The organism is Klebsiella planticola ATCC 33531, assembly GCF_000735435.1.
In the GTDB taxonomy this organism is placed as follows: Bacteria; Pseudomonadota; Gammaproteobacteria; order Enterobacterales; family Enterobacteriaceae; genus Klebsiella; species Klebsiella planticola.
Genome location: NZ_JMPP01000033.1, coordinates 48,524 through 65,891, shown reverse-complemented (window position 1 = coordinate 65,891; position 17,368 = coordinate 48,524). Strand labels below are relative to the sequence as shown.

Sequence of the window (17,368 nt, the reverse complement as noted above, 5' to 3'; positions counted from 1 at the left end):
CCTCGTGTCATCAACAGGCGTGAGTCCTGAATATGTATCATTTGGTTCATTTGCGCCATACAAGGTTGCTAATTTGTGATCATTATGTGTATTTTTTGTCTCTCAGAAAAAAGGAGTGGTTATGTCTGTCGTGGCTCATGATGAAGCACAGTCCCTGAAGGAGCGGATTTTCACCGCCGCAATCGTCGTCTTTGCCGAACACGGGCTGTCCGGGGCGCGCATGGAACAAATTGCCACCGAGGCGCAGACAACCAAACGCATGGTGGTTTACTACTTCAAAACCAAGGAGCAGCTGTACCAGGAGGTACTGCAGCATGTCTATGCGCGCATTCGCGAGACGGAACAGCAGCTCGGGCTGGAACAGCTTCCGCCGGTCGAAGCGCTGGTGCAGCTGGTGCGCTGGAGCGTGCGTTATCACGCCACCCATGCGGACTTTATGCGGGTGATTTGTATGGAGAATATGCAGCGCGGTAAGTGGTTACAGTCGTCAGGTCAGCTGAAGCCGCTGAATCGAACCGCCCTGTCGATTCTGGAGGATATTCTGCAGCGCGGGCAGCAGCAGGGAATTTTTCAGGAGGGTCTGCAGGCGCGGGATGTTCATCGTCTGATCAGCAGCTTTAGCTTTTATCAGGTGTCGAACTTTTACACCTTCAACAGTCTCTTCCTCGACGACCCGCTGCCGGCTATCGACGATGAAGAGATGGTCGCCCACCACTGCGATATTGCGGTGAAAGCGGTCGTGCGTTTTGTGATTTCCTGAGCCTGTGCAATCCGCGCGCCGGGAAGGTTAATCGTGCCCGGATAAGGCGTGGATCACCTTCGCCATCGCTTCTTTGGTCAGTTCAGAACGGGCGATTTTCGGATTGGCCAGCGAGGTACGTACCACCCCGGCGATCACGATATGTTTTGGCTGCTGGCCGAGATCGCGCATTTCAAGCACCACTTTCCCCACCACCCGGCACATTTCCTGGTACAACTCGTCGTCTCTGGCTTTATTTCCCATTCTTTTCGACTCACAAATTATCATTATCAATCAAATTATTATTGATATGTTTTCGTGATAAATCAAACCAGCGAACTATTTTTGCACCAGTGCGCCATTTCCAGTAGCTAACCGCGAGAAAATTCGCGCAACAGCGGCGTTGATTTTTGTCGGCTGGTGAAAAAATGTGTTGCGAAGAAGATTTAGATTAGTTTGAGTTTTGTTACATTTTTATGGGAAAGAATGAAACGTCGTTTTCATTTTCTTTTTTTGTTCCAGCGTCGTATAATGCACACCGATTCTTTCTTGAATGGTTTCAGCACATTGGACTGCACAACTAAACGCATAAAATACTGCCTCTTTTCATGGGCTGAACCGCCAGCATACTTTCTTCTGCACGCTCTTTTGTTGTCACCTATCCTTAGAGCGTGGCATAGCAACTTTCGCAATACAGGTTTGACTCCACGGCCGCGCGCCAACGGAGCGAGATTTCCATATCCTTCACAACTTAAAGACTAAAACTTTCATGAAAAAGACCAAAATTGTTTGCACCATCGGTCCGAAAACCGAATCCGAAGAGATGCTGTCCAAAATGCTGGACGCGGGCATGAACGTCATGCGTCTGAACTTCTCTCACGGTGACTATGCTGAACACGGTCAACGCATCAAGAACCTGCGTAACGTGCTGAGCAAAACCGGTAAGACAGCGGCTATCCTGCTGGACACCAAAGGCCCGGAAATTCGTACCATCAAGCTGGAAGGCGGCAATGACGTCTCCCTGAAAGCAGGTCAGACATTCACCTTCACTACCGATAAATCCGTCGTTGGCAACAACGAAATCGTCGCCGTGACCTATGAAGGTTTCACTACCGACCTGTCCGTCGGTAACACCGTTCTGGTCGACGATGGTCTGATCGGCATGGAAGTGACTGCCATTGAAGGTAAGAACGTCATCTGTAAAGTGCTGAACAACGGCGACCTCGGCGAAAACAAAGGCGTAAACCTGCCGGGCGTTTCTATTGCCCTGCCGGCGCTGGCTGAAAAAGATAAGCAGGACCTGATCTTCGGTTGCGAACAAGGCGTTGATTTCGTTGCTGCTTCCTTTATCCGTAAGCGTTCTGACGTCGTCGAAATCCGCGAGCACCTGAAAGCTCACGGCGGCGAAAACATCCAGATCATATCCAAAATTGAAAACCAGGAAGGCCTGAACAACTTCGACGAGATTCTCGAAGCGTCTGACGGCATCATGGTTGCTCGTGGCGACATGGGCGTTGAAATCCCGGTTGAAGAAGTTATCTTCGCCCAGAAGATGATTATCGAAAAATGTATCCGCGCGCGTAAAGTGGTTATCACCGCAACGCAGATGCTGGATTCGATGATCAAAAACCCGCGTCCGACCCGCGCTGAAGCCGGCGACGTGGCGAACGCCATCCTCGACGGTACCGATGCGGTAATGCTGTCTGGCGAATCCGCCAAAGGGAAATACCCGCTGGAAGCGGTCACCATCATGGCCACCATCTGCGAGCGTACCGATCGCGTGATGACCAGCCGTCTGGAATTCAACAACGACAACCGCAAACTGCGCATCACCGAAGCCGTGTGCCGTGGTGCGGTAGAAACCGCAGAAAAACTGGAAGCTCCGCTGATTGTTGTCGCGACCCAGGGCGGTAAATCTGCGCGCGCCGTGCGTAAATACTTCCCGGACGCCACCATCCTGGCGCTGACCACCAACGAAACCACTGCCCGTCAGCTGGTGCTGACCAAAGGCGTGGTGCCGCAGCTGGTTGACCAGCTCTCCTCTACCGATGATTTCTACATCCTGGGTAAAGAACTGGCGCTGCAGAGCGGCCTGGCGCGTAAAGGCGACGTGGTTGTCATGGTCTCTGGCGCCCTGGTCCCGAGCGGAACCACCAATACAGCCTCCGTGCACGTGCTGTAATAATTTACAGGTTAATTCGTTTTTTAAAGGCGCCTCTTCGCAGGCGCTTTTTTTTTATTCAATCACTAGCTACTCTTAATAAAAATGCAAATCGGAATTTACTATTTAATAAGAGATTATCTAAGATGAATCCGATGGAAGCGTGCTGTTTTCACAAAGATTTTTAAACTAATCTGCCAAATTCGATGTTTCTTTGAGCGAACGATCAAAAATAAGCGTATTACCGTAAAAAAATATTCTCATCCCAAAAAAGTTTGTGTAATACTTGTAACGCTACATGGAGATTAACTCAATCTAGAGGGTATTAATAATGAATCGTACTAAACTGGTACTGGGCGCGGTAATCCTGGGTTCTACTCTGCTGGCTGGTTGCTCCAGCAATGCTAAAATCGATCAGCTGTCTTCTGACGTTCAGACTCTGAACGCTAAAGTTGACCAGCTGAGCAACGACGTGAACGCAATGCGTTCTGACGTCCAGGCTGCTAAAGACGACGCAGCACGCGCTAACCAGCGTCTGGACAACCAGGCTACTAAATACCGTAAGTAATAGTACCTGTGTAATAAAAATGGCGCACATTGTGCGCCATTTTTTTGTCCTCTGTTCCCTTCCGTCTCGCGCTACTGCACCCTTTTCGCTTCGTCCATCGTGCCATTCTGCACCGACATCGTCGATATCGCTGCGCTGCTCGCCGCCTCATTGCCCGTGGAGACCACCACCGGATAACCCGCGCGTCGGGACAGCGCTTTCTTAAGCTGCGCATCGTCTACGGTCTTATCTCCGGCAAACTGATGGAAGGCCGCTGGCAGCGTGTGCGGAATCGTCCGGGTGTTGCCCGCTTCATCCTGCGTCAGAGGCCGATGAACTTCGACATAGCGTTTACCGTCCGGCTCAATCGCAAATTTCACCGGCTGGTTGATAACGCGAACCGGCGTCCCCGTTTTTACCTGACTAAACAGCGCCTGGATGTCCGCGGCGTTCATGCGCATACAGCCCGAGCTGACCCGCAGGCCAACGCTATCCGGTGCGCTGGTACCGTGGATAAGATACTCGCCGTTGCCGTACGCCAGGCGCAGCGCATAGCGCCCTAACGGGTTATTCGGCCCGGCCGGCACCACGGGCGGCAACTTGATGCCTTTCTCCAGCGAACGCGCGCGGATGCCCGCCGTCGGCGTCCAGGTCGGATTGGGGATCTTCTGCCCGACGCGCGTGGTCATCTCCGGCGTCTCCAGCCCTTGCTGACCAATACCCAGCGGATAAACCTGAACCTGGTTCTGTCCCGGCGGGAAGTAGTACAGCCGCAGTTCCGCCAGGTTCACGACGATACCTTCCCGGGGCACATCCGGCAGCAGCATCTGCGAAGGAATTAATACCTGAGTCCCGGGTTTCGGTTCCACCGGCGCAAGAGTGTCGTTCGCTTCGAGAATCAGCATCGCCGCCGTGTCGAAATGGCGGGCAATCGCCTGCAGATTGCGATCCCCTTCCTGTACCGTCCACCATTGATTCTGGCCAATGAGCCGACTGTTAGCCGGGGGAAGTGGATAATCTACCGCCCAGGCGCCGTGTGAGACGCTGAGGGCGGTCAGAAGGGCTACGGTGATAAGAGATGCGCGTTTCATACTGAGATTCCTTCTTTCGCTGATAAAACGCCAGGATCTGCCGTCGGGCCGGGATCTCCCCGGCCTGACCTAACAGAATGAAATCTACCTGTTTATTCTAGCTAAGATTTGCGGCTTTCGCGCGAATTGCGCGAATCATGGCTTCCAGGCCCTGAGATCGCGAAGGGGTAAGATGCTGGGTCAGCGCCATTTTTTCAAACCACGGCCGCACGTCAAAGTCGGTGATATCCTTGGCCGTCATCTGGTCGTAGAGGATAAAGACCACGGCAATCAGCCCTTTGACGATCGCCGCATCGCTATCGCCGCGCAGCGATAGCCCTCCGGCTTCCCCTTGTTCTACCACGATCCACACCTGGCTCTGGCAGCCCTGAATGATATTTTGCGCGGTATGCTCTTCGGCGCTCAGCGGCGCCAGCCGCTGGCCGAGTTCGATAATATAGAGATACTTCTCTTCCCAGTTCGCGCAACGACTAAAGTTGCGCAGCAGTTTGTCTTTATCCGGTAATGCCGCCATGATTGCTTCCTTTAGCCCAATAGCGTGTGGATGCGCTGCAGTCCTGCGACCAGGCGATCCACCTCTTCCGTGGTATTGTACATCGCCAACGAAGCCCGACACATGGCCGGTACGTTGTAAAACGCCATCAGCGGCATCGCACAATGGTGACCGGTGCGTATGGCAATGCCGTAATTATCCAGGAAGCTGCCCACGTCATAGGCATGATGAGCGCCAAGGTTAAAGGCTATCACCCCCAGTCGCTCGTCAGGGCCATACAGGGTTAAATCAGGCACCGCCTTCAGCGCCTGCAAGGCGTAGCGCATCAGCGTCTGTTCATATTCGCCAATGTGCGCCAGCCCCAGCGCGCTGACATACTCCAGCGCGGCGCCAAAGCCGATAATCCCGCCGGTATTGGGCGTACCCGCTTCGAAGCGCCACGGCGCTTTCGCCCAGGTCGTCCCTTCGGTCAGACTGACGGTGGCAATCATTGACCCGCCCCCCTCCCACGGCGGCATCTCCTGCAGCAGCGCCTCTTTGGCATACAGAATGCCAATTCCGGTCGGGCCGTACAGCTTATGGGCGGAGAAAACATAAAAATCGCAGTCCAGCGCCTGCACATCCACCGCGTGGTGCATCACCGCCTGCGCCCCGTCCACCAGCACTTTCGCCCCATGCTGGCGGGCTAGCGGAATCAAGGCCGCCAGCGGGTTCTCCGTCCCCAGTACGTTGGAAACCTGGGTGATGGCCAGCAGGCGGGTTCGCTCATCAAACAGCGGCGGAATGGCATCCAGCTGCAGAGTGCCGTCCGGAGTGAGCGGGATAACCCGCAGCTCTGCGCCCACCCGGGCGCAGAGCATCTGCCAGGGGACGATGTTCGCATGGTGCTCCATGGCGCTGATGATGATGTTATCGCCGGCGCCGACGTTGGCGTTCCCCCAGCTGTTGGCCACCAGATTGATCCCTTCGGTGGTCCCCCGGACGAACACCAGCTCTTCCGCTGAGCGGGCATTCAGGAACCGCGCGGCCTGCTGACGCACCTGTTCCATCCGCGCCGTCGCCTCTGCGCTCAGCGTATGGATACCGCGATGGACGGCGGCATAGCCGTGGCGATAAAACTCCGCCTCGGCGCGAATTACCGCCTCTGGTTTTTGCGCGCTGGCGGCGCTGTCGAGGTAGACCAGCGGCTGACCGTTGACCTCCCGGCTCAGCAACGGAAAATCCGCGCGTATCCGTTCTACAGAAAATGTCATGCTTTTTCTCCCGGTAGACGTTGGCCAATACGCGCCAGAATCTGCGCCCTGAGCGTCTCATCGCCAATCGCTTCCGTCAGCTCGGCGGCGAAAGCGTACAGGATCATATGCTGCGCCGCCCGATGGGGAATGCCACGCGAACGGAGATAGAACAGCTGTTCGTTGTCGATGCGCCCGATGGTAGCACCGTGGCTACACTTGACGTCGTCGGCATAAATTTCCAGCTGCGGCCGGGTGTCCACTTCAGCCAGGCGCCCGAGCAGCAAATTATTGTTGGTCATCTGACCGTCGGTTTTAATCGCGTGCTTCGCGACATTAATCAGACCGTTAAACACCGCCCGCCCTTTATCGCTGACGATGGTCTTATGCAGCTGGCGGCTATTACAGTAGCCAACGCGATGATCGAGCCAGGTTCGGCTGTCGCAGACTTCATTGTTGACCGGCATCGCCAGGGAGTTGATCCGCAGGGTGCTGTTCTCTCCCAGCAGTTGGGTGCTGGTGTGGTGGCGCAGCACCGCGCCGCCAAGCAGAAAGCTGCTGCTGAAGACCGAAGCGTCGCGGCCCAGCGCGAGATCGTTGTGGGCAAAGTGGTTGCTCTGCGCATTTTCAAACGCCAGTTTGATATGCTGCAGATGGGCATTATCCGCCACCGACATCGTCAGACGCGCGCCGGTAAAGTGGCGCTGTTCATCCAGGCTCAGATAGTGCTCGATAATCGTGGCTTCGGCGCCGCTCTCCAGCTCAAGATGATGGCGATAGTGCGCGGTATTCACGTCGTCGCCCGTTCCTCCACGCGTCACATGCATGAGCAGCAGCGGCTTAGTGGGCCGCTGATGGCGTGTTACGCGGATTCGCGTCACCGTCTGAGCCAGGCTCTCTGTGAGATGCAGGAACACTTCTGGCTGCACCGCGTCAGGCAACCCCTGACGATCGGCCGTCACGCTGACGTCGTAGCCGCTGTCGGCCAGATTGTCGCTTAACGTCTCGCTGAACTGCCCGTCGATGAAGACCAGCCGCCAGGCGTCCACCGACAGCGCCCGTTGATCCCGCTCTGTCGCCGTTAAGGTACCCGGCTCAAGCGCGACAAACGTGCCTTTGGTTAGCGTATCCAGCGGCGTATATTTCCAGTCTTCATGTTTGCGCGTCGGCAGACCGAGGCGCAGTACCTGTTGGAGATGCTGGCGGGCTTCGGGCGTTCGCCGCTCGCCCTGCGCCTCAAACAGATGATGCCACTGCTGCAGCGCGTTACTGCTGTTCGGTAAGCCAGCCATAGCCCTGCTCCTCCAGTTGTTTGACCAGGGTAAAATCGCCGGATTTGACGATTCGCCCCTGATAGAGCACGTGGACGTAATCAGGCTTGATATAGTCGAGAATACGCTGGTAGTGGGTGACGATAATAAATGCGCGCTTGCCATCGCGCAGCGCATTGACGCCGTCAGAGACGATCTTCAGGGCGTCAATATCCAGCCCTGAATCCGATTCATCAAGGATGCACAGGTCCGGCTCCAGCACGGCCATTTGCAGGATATCGTTGCGCTTCTTTTCACCGCCGGAGAAGCCCACGTTGACCGAACGGGTCAGCAAATCTCCCGGCATCTTCAGCAGCTTGATTTTCTCTTCCATCAGATCCTGGAAGTCGAAACGGTCTAACTCTTCCTGGCCGCGATAGTCGCGCACCGAGTTAAGCGCAGTCTGCAGGAAGAACTGATTGCTGACGCCGGGAATCTCCACCGGGTACTGGAAGGCCATAAAAATGCCTTCACCGGCGCGGTCTTCCGGCGCCAGGCTGAGCAAATCTTTGCCTTTGAACTCCACGCTACCGCCGACGACCTCATAGTCCTCACGCCCGGCGAGCGTCGCAGAAAGGGTGCTTTTGCCGGAGCCGTTCGGCCCCATAATGGCGTGCACTTCGCCAGGGCGGATTTCCAGATTCAATCCGCGCAGGATCTCTTTGTCTTCAACGGCGACCTGCAAGTTTTTGATACTTAACATCTCATTTCCCTTAATTCGTAAAGCCTGGTGCTTAGCCGACGCTGTGTTCCAGACTGATAGCCAGCAGTTTTTGCGCTTCGACGGCAAACTCCAGCGGTAGCTCTGAGAAGACATCTTTACAGAAGCCGTTGACGATCATCGAGATGGCATTATCTTCGCTGATGCCGCGCTGCAGGCAGTAGAACAACTGGTCTTCGCCGATCCGCGAGGTGGTGGCTTCGTGCTCCAGCTGCGCGCTGTCGTTGCGACACTCCACGTACGGGAATGTATGCGCCCCGCAGTCCGGTCCAATCAGCATCGAGTCACATTGGGTGAAGTTACGCGCGTTAGTGGCCGTCGGCATAATTTTGACCAGCCCACGGTAGCTGTTCTGGCTTTTGCCGGCGGAAATCCCTTTCGAGATAATCGTCGAGCGGGTGTTTTTGCCGATGTGGATCATCTTGGTGCCGGTGTCTGCCTGCTGGTGCCCGCTGGTCAGCGCCACGGAGAAAAATTCGCCGATGGAGTTATCGCCGCGCAGAATGCAGCTCGGATACTTCCAGGTGATGGCCGACCCCGTTTCTGACTGCGTCCAGGACATCTTGCTGTTTTCGCCTTCGCACAGCGCGCGTTTGGTGACGAAGTTCAAAATCCCGCCGGTGTTGTTATCTCCGGGGAACCAGTTCTGCACCGTGGAATATTTCACCTCGGCATCTTTGTGAATAATCACCTCGACCACCGCCGCATGCAGCTGGTAGCTGTCGCGCACCGGGGCGGAACACCCTTCGATATAGCTGACGTAGCTGCCTTCATCGGCCACCAGAATGGTGCGTTCGAACTGGCCGGTTTTTTCCGCATTAATGCGGAAATAGGTCGACAGCTCCATCGGGCAGCGCACCCCTTTTGGTACGTAGATAAAGGTGCCGTCAGAGGCCACCGCCGCATTCAGGGCGGCAAAAAAGTTGTCATTCCCCGGCACCACGGTGCCGAGATATTGCTTCACCAGCTCCGGGTGGTCGTGGATCGCTTCACCAAACGAACAGAAGATAATCCCCTGCTCCGCCAGTTTTTCCCGGTAGGTTGTCGCTACCGAAACGGAGTCAAAAATCGCGTCAACCGCGACTTCGCGCCCTTCGCGTACCGGTACGCCCAGCAGGTTGAAAGCCTCTTCGACTTCCTGAGTCAGGTAGGCGCCGGGGCCGGTTTGCTGCACCGCGCCTGGCTCAGAGGCGCAGGTGTCATCGCAGTTACCGCAGGACGGCGCCGAGTAATAGCTGTAATCCTGGTAGTTGAGCTTTTCATAGTGCGCTTTCAACCAGTGCGGTTCTTCCATCTCCAGCCAGGCGTGATACGCCTTTAGCCGGAACTCGAGCATCCACTCGGGCTCGTTGCGGCGGGCGGAAATGGCGCGCACCACCTCTTCGTTGATGCCTTTCGCCAGCTCATCGGTCTTTAAGCGGGTAAAAAAGCCTTCTTTATAATTGAGCGGCCCGTCGGACCAGGTTTTGACATCGTCAGTTGCTTCAGTATTACGAGACATAGTTACTCCGCCTGAACCCCAAAGCTTTCGCCGCAGCCGCATTCGTGCTGCGCTTTCGGGTTATGAAACTTAAAGATTTCATTTAATCCTTCCCGAACATAATCCAGCTCCGTCCCGTCGATAAACGGCATCGCCTGCAGCGGCGCCCAGAGTTTCGCCCCGTCGCGCTCAAACAGCAGGTCGTCTTCTGCCGGTTCGGCAATCAGCTCGAGTACGTAACCAAAACCGGCGCAGCCGCTGGTTTTAATCCCCAGACGCAACCCCTGTTTGTCGGGCTGTTGACTCACCAGGTCGCGAATATGGGCGGCTGCCGCGGGGGTCATCATCAGACCCTGCCAGCTAAATTCATCGGGATTGAAGGTTCCTGTATCTAATTCCATCGCTCTACCTCATTGGTTAGCGCCATAAGGGCATACGACCATGTTAATGATAACGATTATCACTTCAACCCAGCCGGAGAAGGGATATTCCCCATGCGAACCCTTTTATCTCGCTTTTTATAAGCATAGACCCTCACCTGCAGGTTATCAGGTGACTATTTTGTAATTTAATATATTGATAAATAATAAGTTATTTAGCGTTTTATCCGGGTGTGACGGGCAATGGGAAAGGTGCATCGGAAATACCTATTTTTGAAATCGAAAATAGTCCATTCAGCATCAGTAGCACTTACTGTCAAATCAATAGCTTGTTGTTTGTACCGTTTGATGGCAAGGCGCTATCCGATCTACCCCTTTAGCATTATCTATAACTATCCTTCTGGATGGCTATTTGTTATCCGGTAAAGCGAAGCGGTTATCATGTTAAATTCGGACAAAAACCAGGAATAAAGGTTTTTTCTCTACTGGTAAATTGATGTACAATTCCCGGCTAAATTTCCTACAGTTTTCGACCCTGTGTCGGAGGCACTGCTTACCTGGAGTTTGTCCGTACCGGATGATAGATATCAGTATTATGTCGATGTGCATGGTGGTACTGCTGGTTATGAGCGTACTGCTGAACTAAGCCAGCCACAAACCCTGCTTCCCACGCCGGAGCTTCACATTCGTTATGAAATGAGGAGTTTTGGAGGATTTGCCCGCCGTGGGATTGTTCGTCAATGACGTTGCCTCTAAGATTCCAGCCACATTCCAACGAGGTAACGAAGATGAAAGGAACAATCATTGCTCTGTTAGCCACCGCGTCAATTGTCGCGGCCAGCGCATTTGCGGCAGATAAAAATGACGGCCCTGCTCCCGCCGGTAATAATGCCGGACAGCCGGTGATGGAGATGCCGCAAGGGCGTGGTCCAATGCCTATGCCTCTGCCGCCATTCCCGCCGAGAAAACCGGTATTATTCTCTGCAACGGTTGCCACCGATAACCCGGCTGAGACCATTAATAAACTGACCGCGCTGATCCCGACAGGTAGCGCTAAACATTATGAAGTGCGCGTGGAAGTTGTTCCCGCTCCCGATATGCCCTGAGTTATCCCGGGCCATATACCGGTAGCCTTGAGCGGCTGATGCCAGCCTCATAAAAAAAGCTGCCAGTTAACGTGGCAGCTTTTATTTTGCGTCTGCTTTAGTGCTCAATGTCTATATCCTCATCACCCACGGCGATGAGGATACAGGTATGATGACGGTATATTAACTCTTAATCTTTCTGTAGATAAACAGCACGACTAATGCACCGATTACCGCCACGACAAAGCTGCCGAAATTAAAGCCATCAACCTTGCCGAAGCCAAAAAACGTACTGATCCAACCACCGACAACCGCACCAATGACCCCCAGAACGATAGTGACGATAAACCCGCCGCCGTCTTTGCCTGGCATAATCCACTTAGCCAAAATACCGGCAATAAGACCAAAAATGATCCAGGAAATGATACCCATAGTTAACTCCGTCCTCTTCGTTACGCACAAATATTTCGTACTTAAAATAGTAGCATAAGTAGCGTGAATAATTCATGAATTATATTTTTAGCGCCGATGACTTGCTGTATAAGCCGCGATGGTCTACATATCATGGTGTCGATGCTAATGCGCAAAGGAGTTAAGAATGGGGTATTACGTTATTAAAAAATCGGAGAAAAGCGTTTCCCAGCCATGGTATTTCCTGCTAAAAGCGGATAACCATGAAACCATTGCCACCAGTGAAATGTATTCCTCGAAGGAAGCGGCGAAAAAAGGAATTGCCTCAGTGCAGAAGAATGGTCCCACTGAAACGATTAAGGATGAAACACAATAAAATCTGCTGAATATAAGGGGGAAATATATTCCCCCTTATATTTGGATGAGAAGAATCTCAGCGCGCTGTGGCTATCTCAGACGACCGCCGTGGTCAGGCGCGAGGAGCAGCACAGGCGCCCCTGTTCATCAAAGATTTCAATCTGCCACACCTGATGGCGCGAACCGACATGCAGCGCTTTACAGACGCCCCTGACCCGGCCACCGCGCACCGAGCGAATGTGGTTGGCATTGACCTCCAGCCCTACCACCTTTTGCTCGCCTTCACTGCACAAATAGCCGGCAACCGAGCCCAGCGTTTCCGCCAGTACCACCGATGCTCCACCATGTAGCAGACCAAACGGTTGATGGGTGCGGCTATCCACCGGCATGGTGGCTTCGATGGTATCATCGGTGAAGCTATCAAAATGAATATCCAGCAGCCCGACCATATTGCCTTCGCCCATGCGGTTAAGCTGTTCCAGCGTTGTCTGACGTTTCCAAATCATCCAATAATCTCCAGCAGCGCCTGCAGCGGATGACGAACACCGCTGCCTTCAATGCGTTTCACCTGACTACGACAGGAATATCCGGTCACCAGGCAACGGTTGCGCGGTAAACGCTGGATCGCCTGTTGCCAGGAAAGCGCGTAGATATCCAGCGAGTTGGCATGGTTTTTTACCTCATGACCGTAGGTGCCGGCCATCCCACAACAGCCCACGCTGACGTTTTCCAGTTTCGCGCCGAAGCGCGCAAAAATCTCTGCCCACTGCTTCGGCGCCGCGGGCAGCGCCGTGACTTCCGTACAGTGACCAAACAGATACCACGCTTCGCCGCCATTCTCCTGTTCGCGAGCTTCCGGCAGCGCCTGCGGCAGCCACTCGTGCACCAGCATCACGCGGAAATCCCCCCGTTTGTCACCCAGAACCTGGTTGTACTCATCGCGATAGCACAGCACCAGCGCCGGATCGACGCCAACCATCGGCATGCCCAGCTGCGCCACGCGGTTGAGAAAATCTGCGGTTTTCTGCGCCGTACGCGCAAAGCGCGAGAGGAACCCTTTGATGTGCTGCGCCTTGCCGTTTGGCGAGAACGGCAGCAGTACCGGCTGGTAGCCTACTTTTTCAACCAGACGAACAAAATCAGCCACCACCTGCGCGTCGTAGTAGCTGGTGAACGGATCCTGCACCACCAGTACCATTTTGGCTTTCTGCTCAGCGCTGAGCGTTTCCAGCTGCTCCAGCGTCATGTTTGCCGAGCGATGTCCCACCATTCTCTGCTTCAGCGACGGCGTCGAGAGCAGCGGCAGATCCACCATCCCGATGTGCTTCTCCGACAGCTTGCGCATCCACGGCTGGTTAATAAAGAAGTTGAAGGTCTTCGGCGCCTGGGCCATCAGCGGCGCATAGGATTCCACCGTTGCCACCAGATGATCGCGAACCGGCCGCAAATAGCGACTGTGGTAAAGCTGCAGGAAGCGCGAGCGGAATTCCGGAACATCGATTTTAATCGGACATTGGGTAGAGCACGCTTTACAGGCCAGACAGCCGGACATCGCCTCTTTGACCTCATGGGAGAAGTCATATTCCCCCTTGCGGGCGTGCCAGCTGTTGCGGGTCCGCGCCACCAGCGTACGCAGGCTGGCGCGTTTTTCCGGCAGATCTTTTTCCAGCTGATTGGGGTCGATGCCGCGATCCGCCAGCAGGCGCAGCCACTCGCGCACCAGCGTTGCGCGCCCCTTCGGCGAGTGGATACGGTGATTGCTGACCTTCATCGACGGACACATCGGGCTTTTAACATCGAAGTTAAAGCACAGGCCGTTACCGTTACACTCCATCGCACCGCGCCATGCGCTGCGCACCGCAATCGGGATCTGCCGATCCCAGGTGCCGCGCTTCACGGCATCCACTTTCATCATCGGCGCCTCTACGCCTTCCGGCGGACAGATTTTCCCCGGGTTAAGACGGTTGTGCGGATCGAACGCCGCTTTGACTTTGCGCAGCTCGCCGTAAAGTTCTTCGCCAAAGAATGCCGGACTGTACTCGGCGCGGAAGCCTTTGCCGTGTTCACCCCACAGCAGGCCGCCGTATTTGGCGGTCAGCGCCACGACCTCGTCGGAGATCTGTTTCATCAGCACTTCTTGCTGCGGATCGCACATATCCAGCGCCGGACGCACGTGCAGAACGCCGGCGTCTACGTGGCCAAACATACCGTAGCTCAGGCCGTGGCTGTCGAGCAGCGCACGAAACTCGACGATATAATCGGCCAGATGTTCCGGCGGCACGCAGGTATCTTCCGCAAAGGGAATCGGCTTGGCGGCACCTTTGGCATTCCCCAGCAGCCCCACCGCTTTTTTACGCATCGCGTAGATGCGCTCAACGCCGTCCAGTTCGTTGCAGACCTGCCAGCCGATGACGCCCGCTTCGCTGGCGGCAATCAGCTCATCAAGGCGCTGACACAGCGTGGTCACCTGGTTGTCGATAAGCGCCGCGTCATCGCCGGCAAATTCGACGATATTCAGCCCCAGCATCTCTTTATCCGGGACATCGGTAATCAGCTCACTGACCGAATGCCAGACGATATCTTCGCGCGCCAGGTTAAGGACTTTTGAATCGACGGTTTCCACCGACAGCGCTTTCGCCTCGACCATAAACGGCGCGTTGCGCAGCGCGGAGTCAAACGAATCGTATTTGATATTCACCAGACGGCGCACTTTCGGCAGACGGGTAATATCGAGACGCGCTTCGGTGATAAAGGCCAGCGTCCCTTCCGAGCCGGTGAGAATACGGGTCAGATCGAACTCGCTCATGTCATCATTAAAGACGTGGCGCAGGTCATATCCGGTCAGGAAACGGTTAAGTTTGGGGAATTTATCGATAATGAGCTGACGTTGCGCTTTGCAACGCTGAAATACCGTCCGGTAAATCCGCCCAATCGCCGACTGTTCCCGGCTCAGTGTCTCCGCCAGGGCGACGGGCATCGCCTGGGTATCGAGAATATCGCCGCCCATCAGCACCGAACGAACGCCCAGTACATGGTCTGAGGTTTTGCCATAAACCAATGATCCCTGGCCGGAGGCATCGGTATTGATCATCCCGCCGAGGGTGGCGCGGTTGCTGGTGGAAAGCTCCGGGGCAAAAAAGTAACCGTACGGTTTAAGGTACTGGTTCAGCTGATCTTTAATTACGCCCGCTTCAACACGAACCCATCCCTCTTGCGGGTTGATTTCGAGTATGCGGTTCATATGGCGGGACATATCGACGATGATCCCCGCATTCAGCGACTGGCCGTTGGTGCCGGTGCCGCCGCCGCGCGGGGTAAAGACCAGCGATTTGAAGCGTTCTTCGGCGGCGAGCCGCGCCAGCAGGACGACATCTGCCGTCGAGCGGGGAAATAAAATGGCATCCGGCAGCAGCTGATAAACGCTGTTATCTGTCGCCATCGTTAGCCTGTCGGCATAGCTGGTGGCGGTATCGCCGGTAAATCCTTGCTGCTCCAGTACCTGCAAAAAAGTCAATACCAGTTGAACGACACCTGGTGCTTGAGAAATTTGTGGGATCATAATGCTTGACCCTGCCTGACTATGTTGTGTTGTAGAGATGTCATCCTTCAGACTGCCTCTTGTTGGCGCATTTGCTGCCGACTCCTTGCGTGAAGCTGACCCTTGCGGGCAATGCAAACCACGTTCACCACGCCGGGCAAAAAAAGCCTGAGAGCCGGGAGTCGATCGCCGCCTCGATGCGTCCGGATGATTTTGTGTATGGATAACTAAACGATTGCGTGGCGCAGTCAACTTTTTATCACATTTTTTTCATATGCGCCCGCCAGATTTATGTGCAAAATCAGGCCCGTGAAATTATTGATATTATTATCAGTATATGGATTTACGCGGCGTCAGCATTTTGACGCGACTGGAAAGGTAAAATTTCTTTATGCTTAACGATCGCCAACCCCGGGATATACCGCAAATTCTGCTGTCGGTACTGTTCTTATCCCTGATAATTATCTCCTGCCTGTGGGTGGTGCAACCCTTTATTCTGTCCTTCGCCTGGGCAGGCACCGTCGTCATCGCCACCTGGCCCGTTCTGCTGCGTCTGCAGCGTTTGCTGTTCGGTAAACGCGCCCTCGCCGTGCTGGTCATGACCGTGCTGTTGTTTTTACTGTTTGTCATCCCGATTGCGCTGCTGGTAAATAGCCTGGTAGATAACAGTATTCCGCTGATAAAACTGATCTCCACCGGGAATGTCACGCTGCCGGATTTCGCCTGGCTCAATAGCGTTCCGCTGATTGGCGACAAGCTCTACGCTGCCTGGCACGGCCTGCTGGATATGGGCGGTGCGGCCATTATGGCCAAAATTCGTCCCTATATCGGCACCACCACCACCTGGTTCGTCGGTCAGGCGGCGCATATCGGCAAACTGCTGGTTTATTGCGGGCTGATGCTGTTGTTCAGCGCTCTGCTGTACTGGCAGGGTGAGAAAGTCGCTTATGGATTCCGTTATTTCGCAACGCGTCTGGCGGCAAAACGCGGCGATGCGGCGGTCCTGTTGGCCGGTCAGGCCATTCGCGCCGTGGCGCTGGGCGTGGTGGTGACGGCGCTGGTTCAGGCGGTGCTCGGAGGGATAGGCCTGGCGATTAGCGGCGTCCCTTACGCCGCGCTGCTGACCGTGGTCATGATCTTCACCTGCCTGGTACAGCTGGGGCCATTGCTGGTCCTGGTCCCCTCGATTATCTGGCTCTACTGGACCGGAGATACCACCTGGGGCACGGTGCTGCTGGTATGGAGCTGCGTGGTGGGGACCATGGATAACGTTATCCGCCCGATGCTGATTCGTATGGGCGCCGACCTGCCGATGATCCTGATTCTCTCCGGCGTTATCGGCGGGCTGATCGCCTTCGGGATGATCGGCTTGTTTATCGGTCCGGTGCTGCTCGCCGTCTCCTGGCGCCTGTTTGATGCCTGGCTGCAGGAGGTTCCGCCGCCGCCGAAAGATCCCGATCAGGTGCTGGCGGAACTTGAAGCGTTAAACGTCAGTAATATCAACAGCGAAAAGTAAAAAATCGAGGCGGGGAAACCCGCCTTAATCATAAGAAAAACTGATAAAAATAATACTGTTCTCCCCCGTAATCCCCTCCCTCACGTTACGCAATCAGCATATTCTTCACACCTGTTTAACTATTGAGATGAATCTGATCGACGCAAAAAAAGGCTGTGTCTACTATTAGGGCACGGTTATAGATCAACACCTTGATTTATAAGCATGGAAATCCCCTGAGTGAAACAACGAATTGCTGTGTGTAGTCTTTGCCCATCTCCCACGATGGGCTTTTTTTTACTTCGTTGCCATTAGCCGCCGCGGCGCT

At 54.8% G+C, this 17,368-nt stretch carries 18 protein-coding genes and 1 other RNA gene; 8 read left to right on the top strand and 11 right to left on the bottom strand.

Annotated elements, in window-relative coordinates; all coding sequences use genetic code 11:
- The first annotated feature begins 121 nt into the window (after positions 1 to 121).
- Positions 122 to 760, top strand: a complete 639-nt coding sequence (locus tag GRPL_RS10790) for a TetR/AcrR family transcriptional regulator (RefSeq protein ID WP_032687155.1) — start codon at positions 122 to 124, stop codon at positions 758 to 760.
- 27 nt (positions 761 to 787) lie between these two features.
- Here the strand turns inward: GRPL_RS10790 and fumD are convergent, their stop codons facing one another.
- Positions 788 to 1,003, bottom strand: a complete 216-nt coding sequence (gene fumD / locus GRPL_RS10795) for a fumarate hydratase FumD (protein WP_032687154.1) — start codon at positions 1,001 to 1,003, stop codon at positions 788 to 790.
- Between the two features lie 222 nt (positions 1,004 to 1,225).
- Between fumD and ynhH the strand changes: the two genes are divergently transcribed.
- The 3 genes from ynhH (at position 1,226) to lpp (ending at position 3,468) form a co-directional block, all read left to right on the top strand.
- A complete protein-coding gene (ynhH, locus tag GRPL_RS28585) occupies positions 1,226 to 1,501 on the top strand; it encodes a protein YnhH (RefSeq protein WP_421082474.1) in 276 nt (91 codons plus the stop codon).
- Between the two features lie 7 nt (positions 1,502 to 1,508).
- A complete protein-coding gene (pykF, locus tag GRPL_RS10800) occupies positions 1,509 to 2,921 on the top strand; it encodes a pyruvate kinase PykF (RefSeq protein WP_015584114.1) in 1,413 nt (470 codons plus the stop codon).
- 310 nt (positions 2,922 to 3,231) lie between these two features.
- The gene (gene lpp / locus GRPL_RS10805; protein WP_001082307.1) at positions 3,232 to 3,468 is read left to right on the top strand and encodes a murein lipoprotein Lpp; all 237 of its coding nucleotides are present in this window, start codon (positions 3,232 to 3,234) and stop codon (positions 3,466 to 3,468) included.
- A gap of 71 nt (positions 3,469 to 3,539) precedes the next feature.
- Here lpp and ldtE read toward each other — a convergent pair whose 3' ends face one another.
- The 7 genes from ldtE to sufA all read right to left on the bottom strand — a co-directional run bounded on the left by ldtE (position 3,540) and on the right by sufA (position 10,175).
- Positions 3,540 to 4,538 carry a L,D-transpeptidase LdtE gene (gene ldtE / locus GRPL_RS10810; RefSeq protein WP_032687153.1) on the bottom strand — a complete coding sequence of 333 codons (999 nt, stop codon included), beginning with the start codon at positions 4,536 to 4,538 and terminating at the stop codon, positions 3,540 to 3,542.
- A gap of 97 nt (positions 4,539 to 4,635) precedes the next feature.
- Complete coding sequence (sufE, locus tag GRPL_RS10815; RefSeq protein ID WP_032687152.1) at positions 4,636 to 5,052, bottom strand: cysteine desulfuration protein SufE; 417 nt, start codon at positions 5,050 to 5,052, stop codon at positions 4,636 to 4,638.
- A gap of 11 nt (positions 5,053 to 5,063) precedes the next feature.
- Entirely contained in the window at positions 5,064 to 6,284 is a 1,221-nt protein-coding gene (sufS, locus tag GRPL_RS10820; RefSeq protein WP_032687151.1) for a cysteine desulfurase SufS, read from the bottom strand.
- The gene (sufD, locus tag GRPL_RS10825) at positions 6,281 to 7,555 is read right to left on the bottom strand and encodes a Fe-S cluster assembly protein SufD (protein WP_032699524.1); all 1,275 of its coding nucleotides are present in this window, start codon (positions 7,553 to 7,555) and stop codon (positions 6,281 to 6,283) included. Before sufD ends, sufS begins: the two co-directional genes overlap by 4 nt.
- Complete coding sequence (gene sufC, locus GRPL_RS10830; protein ID WP_032697372.1) at positions 7,530 to 8,276, bottom strand: Fe-S cluster assembly ATPase SufC; 747 nt, start codon at positions 8,274 to 8,276, stop codon at positions 7,530 to 7,532. Before sufC ends, sufD begins: the two co-directional genes overlap by 26 nt.
- A 31-nt stretch (positions 8,277 to 8,307) precedes the next feature.
- The gene (sufB, locus tag GRPL_RS10835) at positions 8,308 to 9,795 is read right to left on the bottom strand and encodes a Fe-S cluster assembly protein SufB (RefSeq protein ID WP_015584111.1); all 1,488 of its coding nucleotides are present in this window, start codon (positions 9,793 to 9,795) and stop codon (positions 8,308 to 8,310) included.
- Positions 9,796 to 9,797: 2 nt separating this feature from the next.
- Positions 9,798 to 10,175, bottom strand: coding sequence for a Fe-S cluster assembly scaffold SufA (gene sufA / locus GRPL_RS10840; protein WP_032687147.1), 378 nt, complete (start codon positions 10,173 to 10,175; stop codon positions 9,798 to 9,800).
- A 767-nt stretch (positions 10,176 to 10,942) separates the two neighbouring features.
- On the opposite strand from sufA, the gene GRPL_RS10845 reads away from it, so the two are divergent.
- Entirely contained in the window at positions 10,943 to 11,260 is a 318-nt protein-coding gene (locus GRPL_RS10845; RefSeq protein ID WP_032687146.1) for a hypothetical protein, read from the top strand.
- 162 nt (positions 11,261 to 11,422) lie between these two features.
- Here the strand turns inward: GRPL_RS10845 and GRPL_RS10850 are convergent, their stop codons facing one another.
- On the bottom strand, positions 11,423 to 11,671 hold the full coding sequence (locus GRPL_RS10850) for a GlsB/YeaQ/YmgE family stress response membrane protein (protein ID WP_004863295.1): 249 nt from the start codon (positions 11,669 to 11,671) through the stop codon (positions 11,423 to 11,425).
- A 166-nt stretch (positions 11,672 to 11,837) separates the two neighbouring features.
- On the opposite strand from GRPL_RS10850, the gene GRPL_RS10855 reads away from it, so the two are divergent.
- A complete protein-coding gene (locus GRPL_RS10855) occupies positions 11,838 to 12,026 on the top strand; it encodes a YegP family protein (protein WP_032687145.1) in 189 nt (62 codons plus the stop codon).
- A gap of 76 nt (positions 12,027 to 12,102) precedes the next feature.
- On the opposite strand, the gene menI is transcribed toward GRPL_RS10855, so the two are convergent.
- Both menI and ydiJ read right to left on the bottom strand, forming a co-directional pair.
- Positions 12,103 to 12,513, bottom strand: a complete 411-nt coding sequence (menI, locus tag GRPL_RS10860; RefSeq protein WP_032687144.1) for a 1,4-dihydroxy-2-naphthoyl-CoA hydrolase — start codon at positions 12,511 to 12,513, stop codon at positions 12,103 to 12,105.
- The gene (gene ydiJ / locus GRPL_RS10865; RefSeq protein ID WP_032699522.1) at positions 12,510 to 15,566 is read right to left on the bottom strand and encodes a D-2-hydroxyglutarate dehydrogenase YdiJ; all 3,057 of its coding nucleotides are present in this window, start codon (positions 15,564 to 15,566) and stop codon (positions 12,510 to 12,512) included. The genes menI and ydiJ overlap by 4 nt, the downstream gene beginning before the upstream one ends.
- 370 nt (positions 15,567 to 15,936) lie before the next feature.
- Here ydiJ and ydiK point away from each other — a divergent pair, with 370 nt between their 5' ends.
- Positions 15,937 to 17,061, top strand: coding sequence for an AI-2E family transporter YdiK (ydiK, locus tag GRPL_RS10870; protein ID WP_032687142.1), 1,125 nt, complete (start codon positions 15,937 to 15,939; stop codon positions 17,059 to 17,061).
- 172 nt (positions 17,062 to 17,233) lie between these two features.
- Positions 17,234 to 17,341: antisense sRNA RprA (gene rprA / locus GRPL_RS26950), an RNA gene on the top strand.
- Positions 17,342 to 17,368: the final 27 nt, after the last annotated feature.

Bases quoted from the DNA above. Each gene is read 5' to 3' on its own strand.
- GRPL_RS10790 (WP_032687155.1), top strand. From the start codon at position 122: ATGTCTGTCGTGGCTCATGATGAAGCACAGTCCCTGAAGGAGCGGATT.
- fumD (WP_032687154.1), bottom strand. From the start codon at position 1,003: ATGGGAAATAAAGCCAGAGACGACGAGTTGTACCAGGAAATGTGCCGG.
- ynhH (WP_421082474.1), top strand. From the start codon at position 1,226: ATGAAACGTCGTTTTCATTTTCTTTTTTTGTTCCAGCGTCGTATAATG.
- pykF (WP_015584114.1), top strand. From the start codon at position 1,509: ATGAAAAAGACCAAAATTGTTTGCACCATCGGTCCGAAAACCGAATCC.
- lpp (WP_001082307.1), top strand. From the start codon at position 3,232: ATGAATCGTACTAAACTGGTACTGGGCGCGGTAATCCTGGGTTCTACT.
- ldtE (WP_032687153.1), bottom strand. From the start codon at position 4,538: ATGAAACGCGCATCTCTTATCACCGTAGCCCTTCTGACCGCCCTCAGC.
- sufE (WP_032687152.1), bottom strand. From the start codon at position 5,052: ATGGCGGCATTACCGGATAAAGACAAACTGCTGCGCAACTTTAGTCGT.
- sufS (WP_032687151.1), bottom strand. From the start codon at position 6,284: ATGACATTTTCTGTAGAACGGATACGCGCGGATTTTCCGTTGCTGAGC.
- sufD (WP_032699524.1), bottom strand. From the start codon at position 7,555: ATGGCTGGCTTACCGAACAGCAGTAACGCGCTGCAGCAGTGGCATCAT.
- sufC (WP_032697372.1), bottom strand. From the start codon at position 8,276: ATGTTAAGTATCAAAAACTTGCAGGTCGCCGTTGAAGACAAAGAGATC.
- sufB (WP_015584111.1), bottom strand. From the start codon at position 9,795: ATGTCTCGTAATACTGAAGCAACTGACGATGTCAAAACCTGGTCCGAC.
- sufA (WP_032687147.1), bottom strand. From the start codon at position 10,175: ATGGAATTAGATACAGGAACCTTCAATCCCGATGAATTTAGCTGGCAG.
- GRPL_RS10845 (WP_032687146.1), top strand. From the start codon at position 10,943: ATGAAAGGAACAATCATTGCTCTGTTAGCCACCGCGTCAATTGTCGCG.
- GRPL_RS10850 (WP_004863295.1), bottom strand. From the start codon at position 11,671: ATGGGTATCATTTCCTGGATCATTTTTGGTCTTATTGCCGGTATTTTG.
- GRPL_RS10855 (WP_032687145.1), top strand. From the start codon at position 11,838: ATGGGGTATTACGTTATTAAAAAATCGGAGAAAAGCGTTTCCCAGCCA.
- menI (WP_032687144.1), bottom strand. From the start codon at position 12,513: ATGATTTGGAAACGTCAGACAACGCTGGAACAGCTTAACCGCATGGGC.
- ydiJ (WP_032699522.1), bottom strand. From the start codon at position 15,566: ATGATCCCACAAATTTCTCAAGCACCAGGTGTCGTTCAACTGGTATTG.
- ydiK (WP_032687142.1), top strand. From the start codon at position 15,937: ATGCTTAACGATCGCCAACCCCGGGATATACCGCAAATTCTGCTGTCG.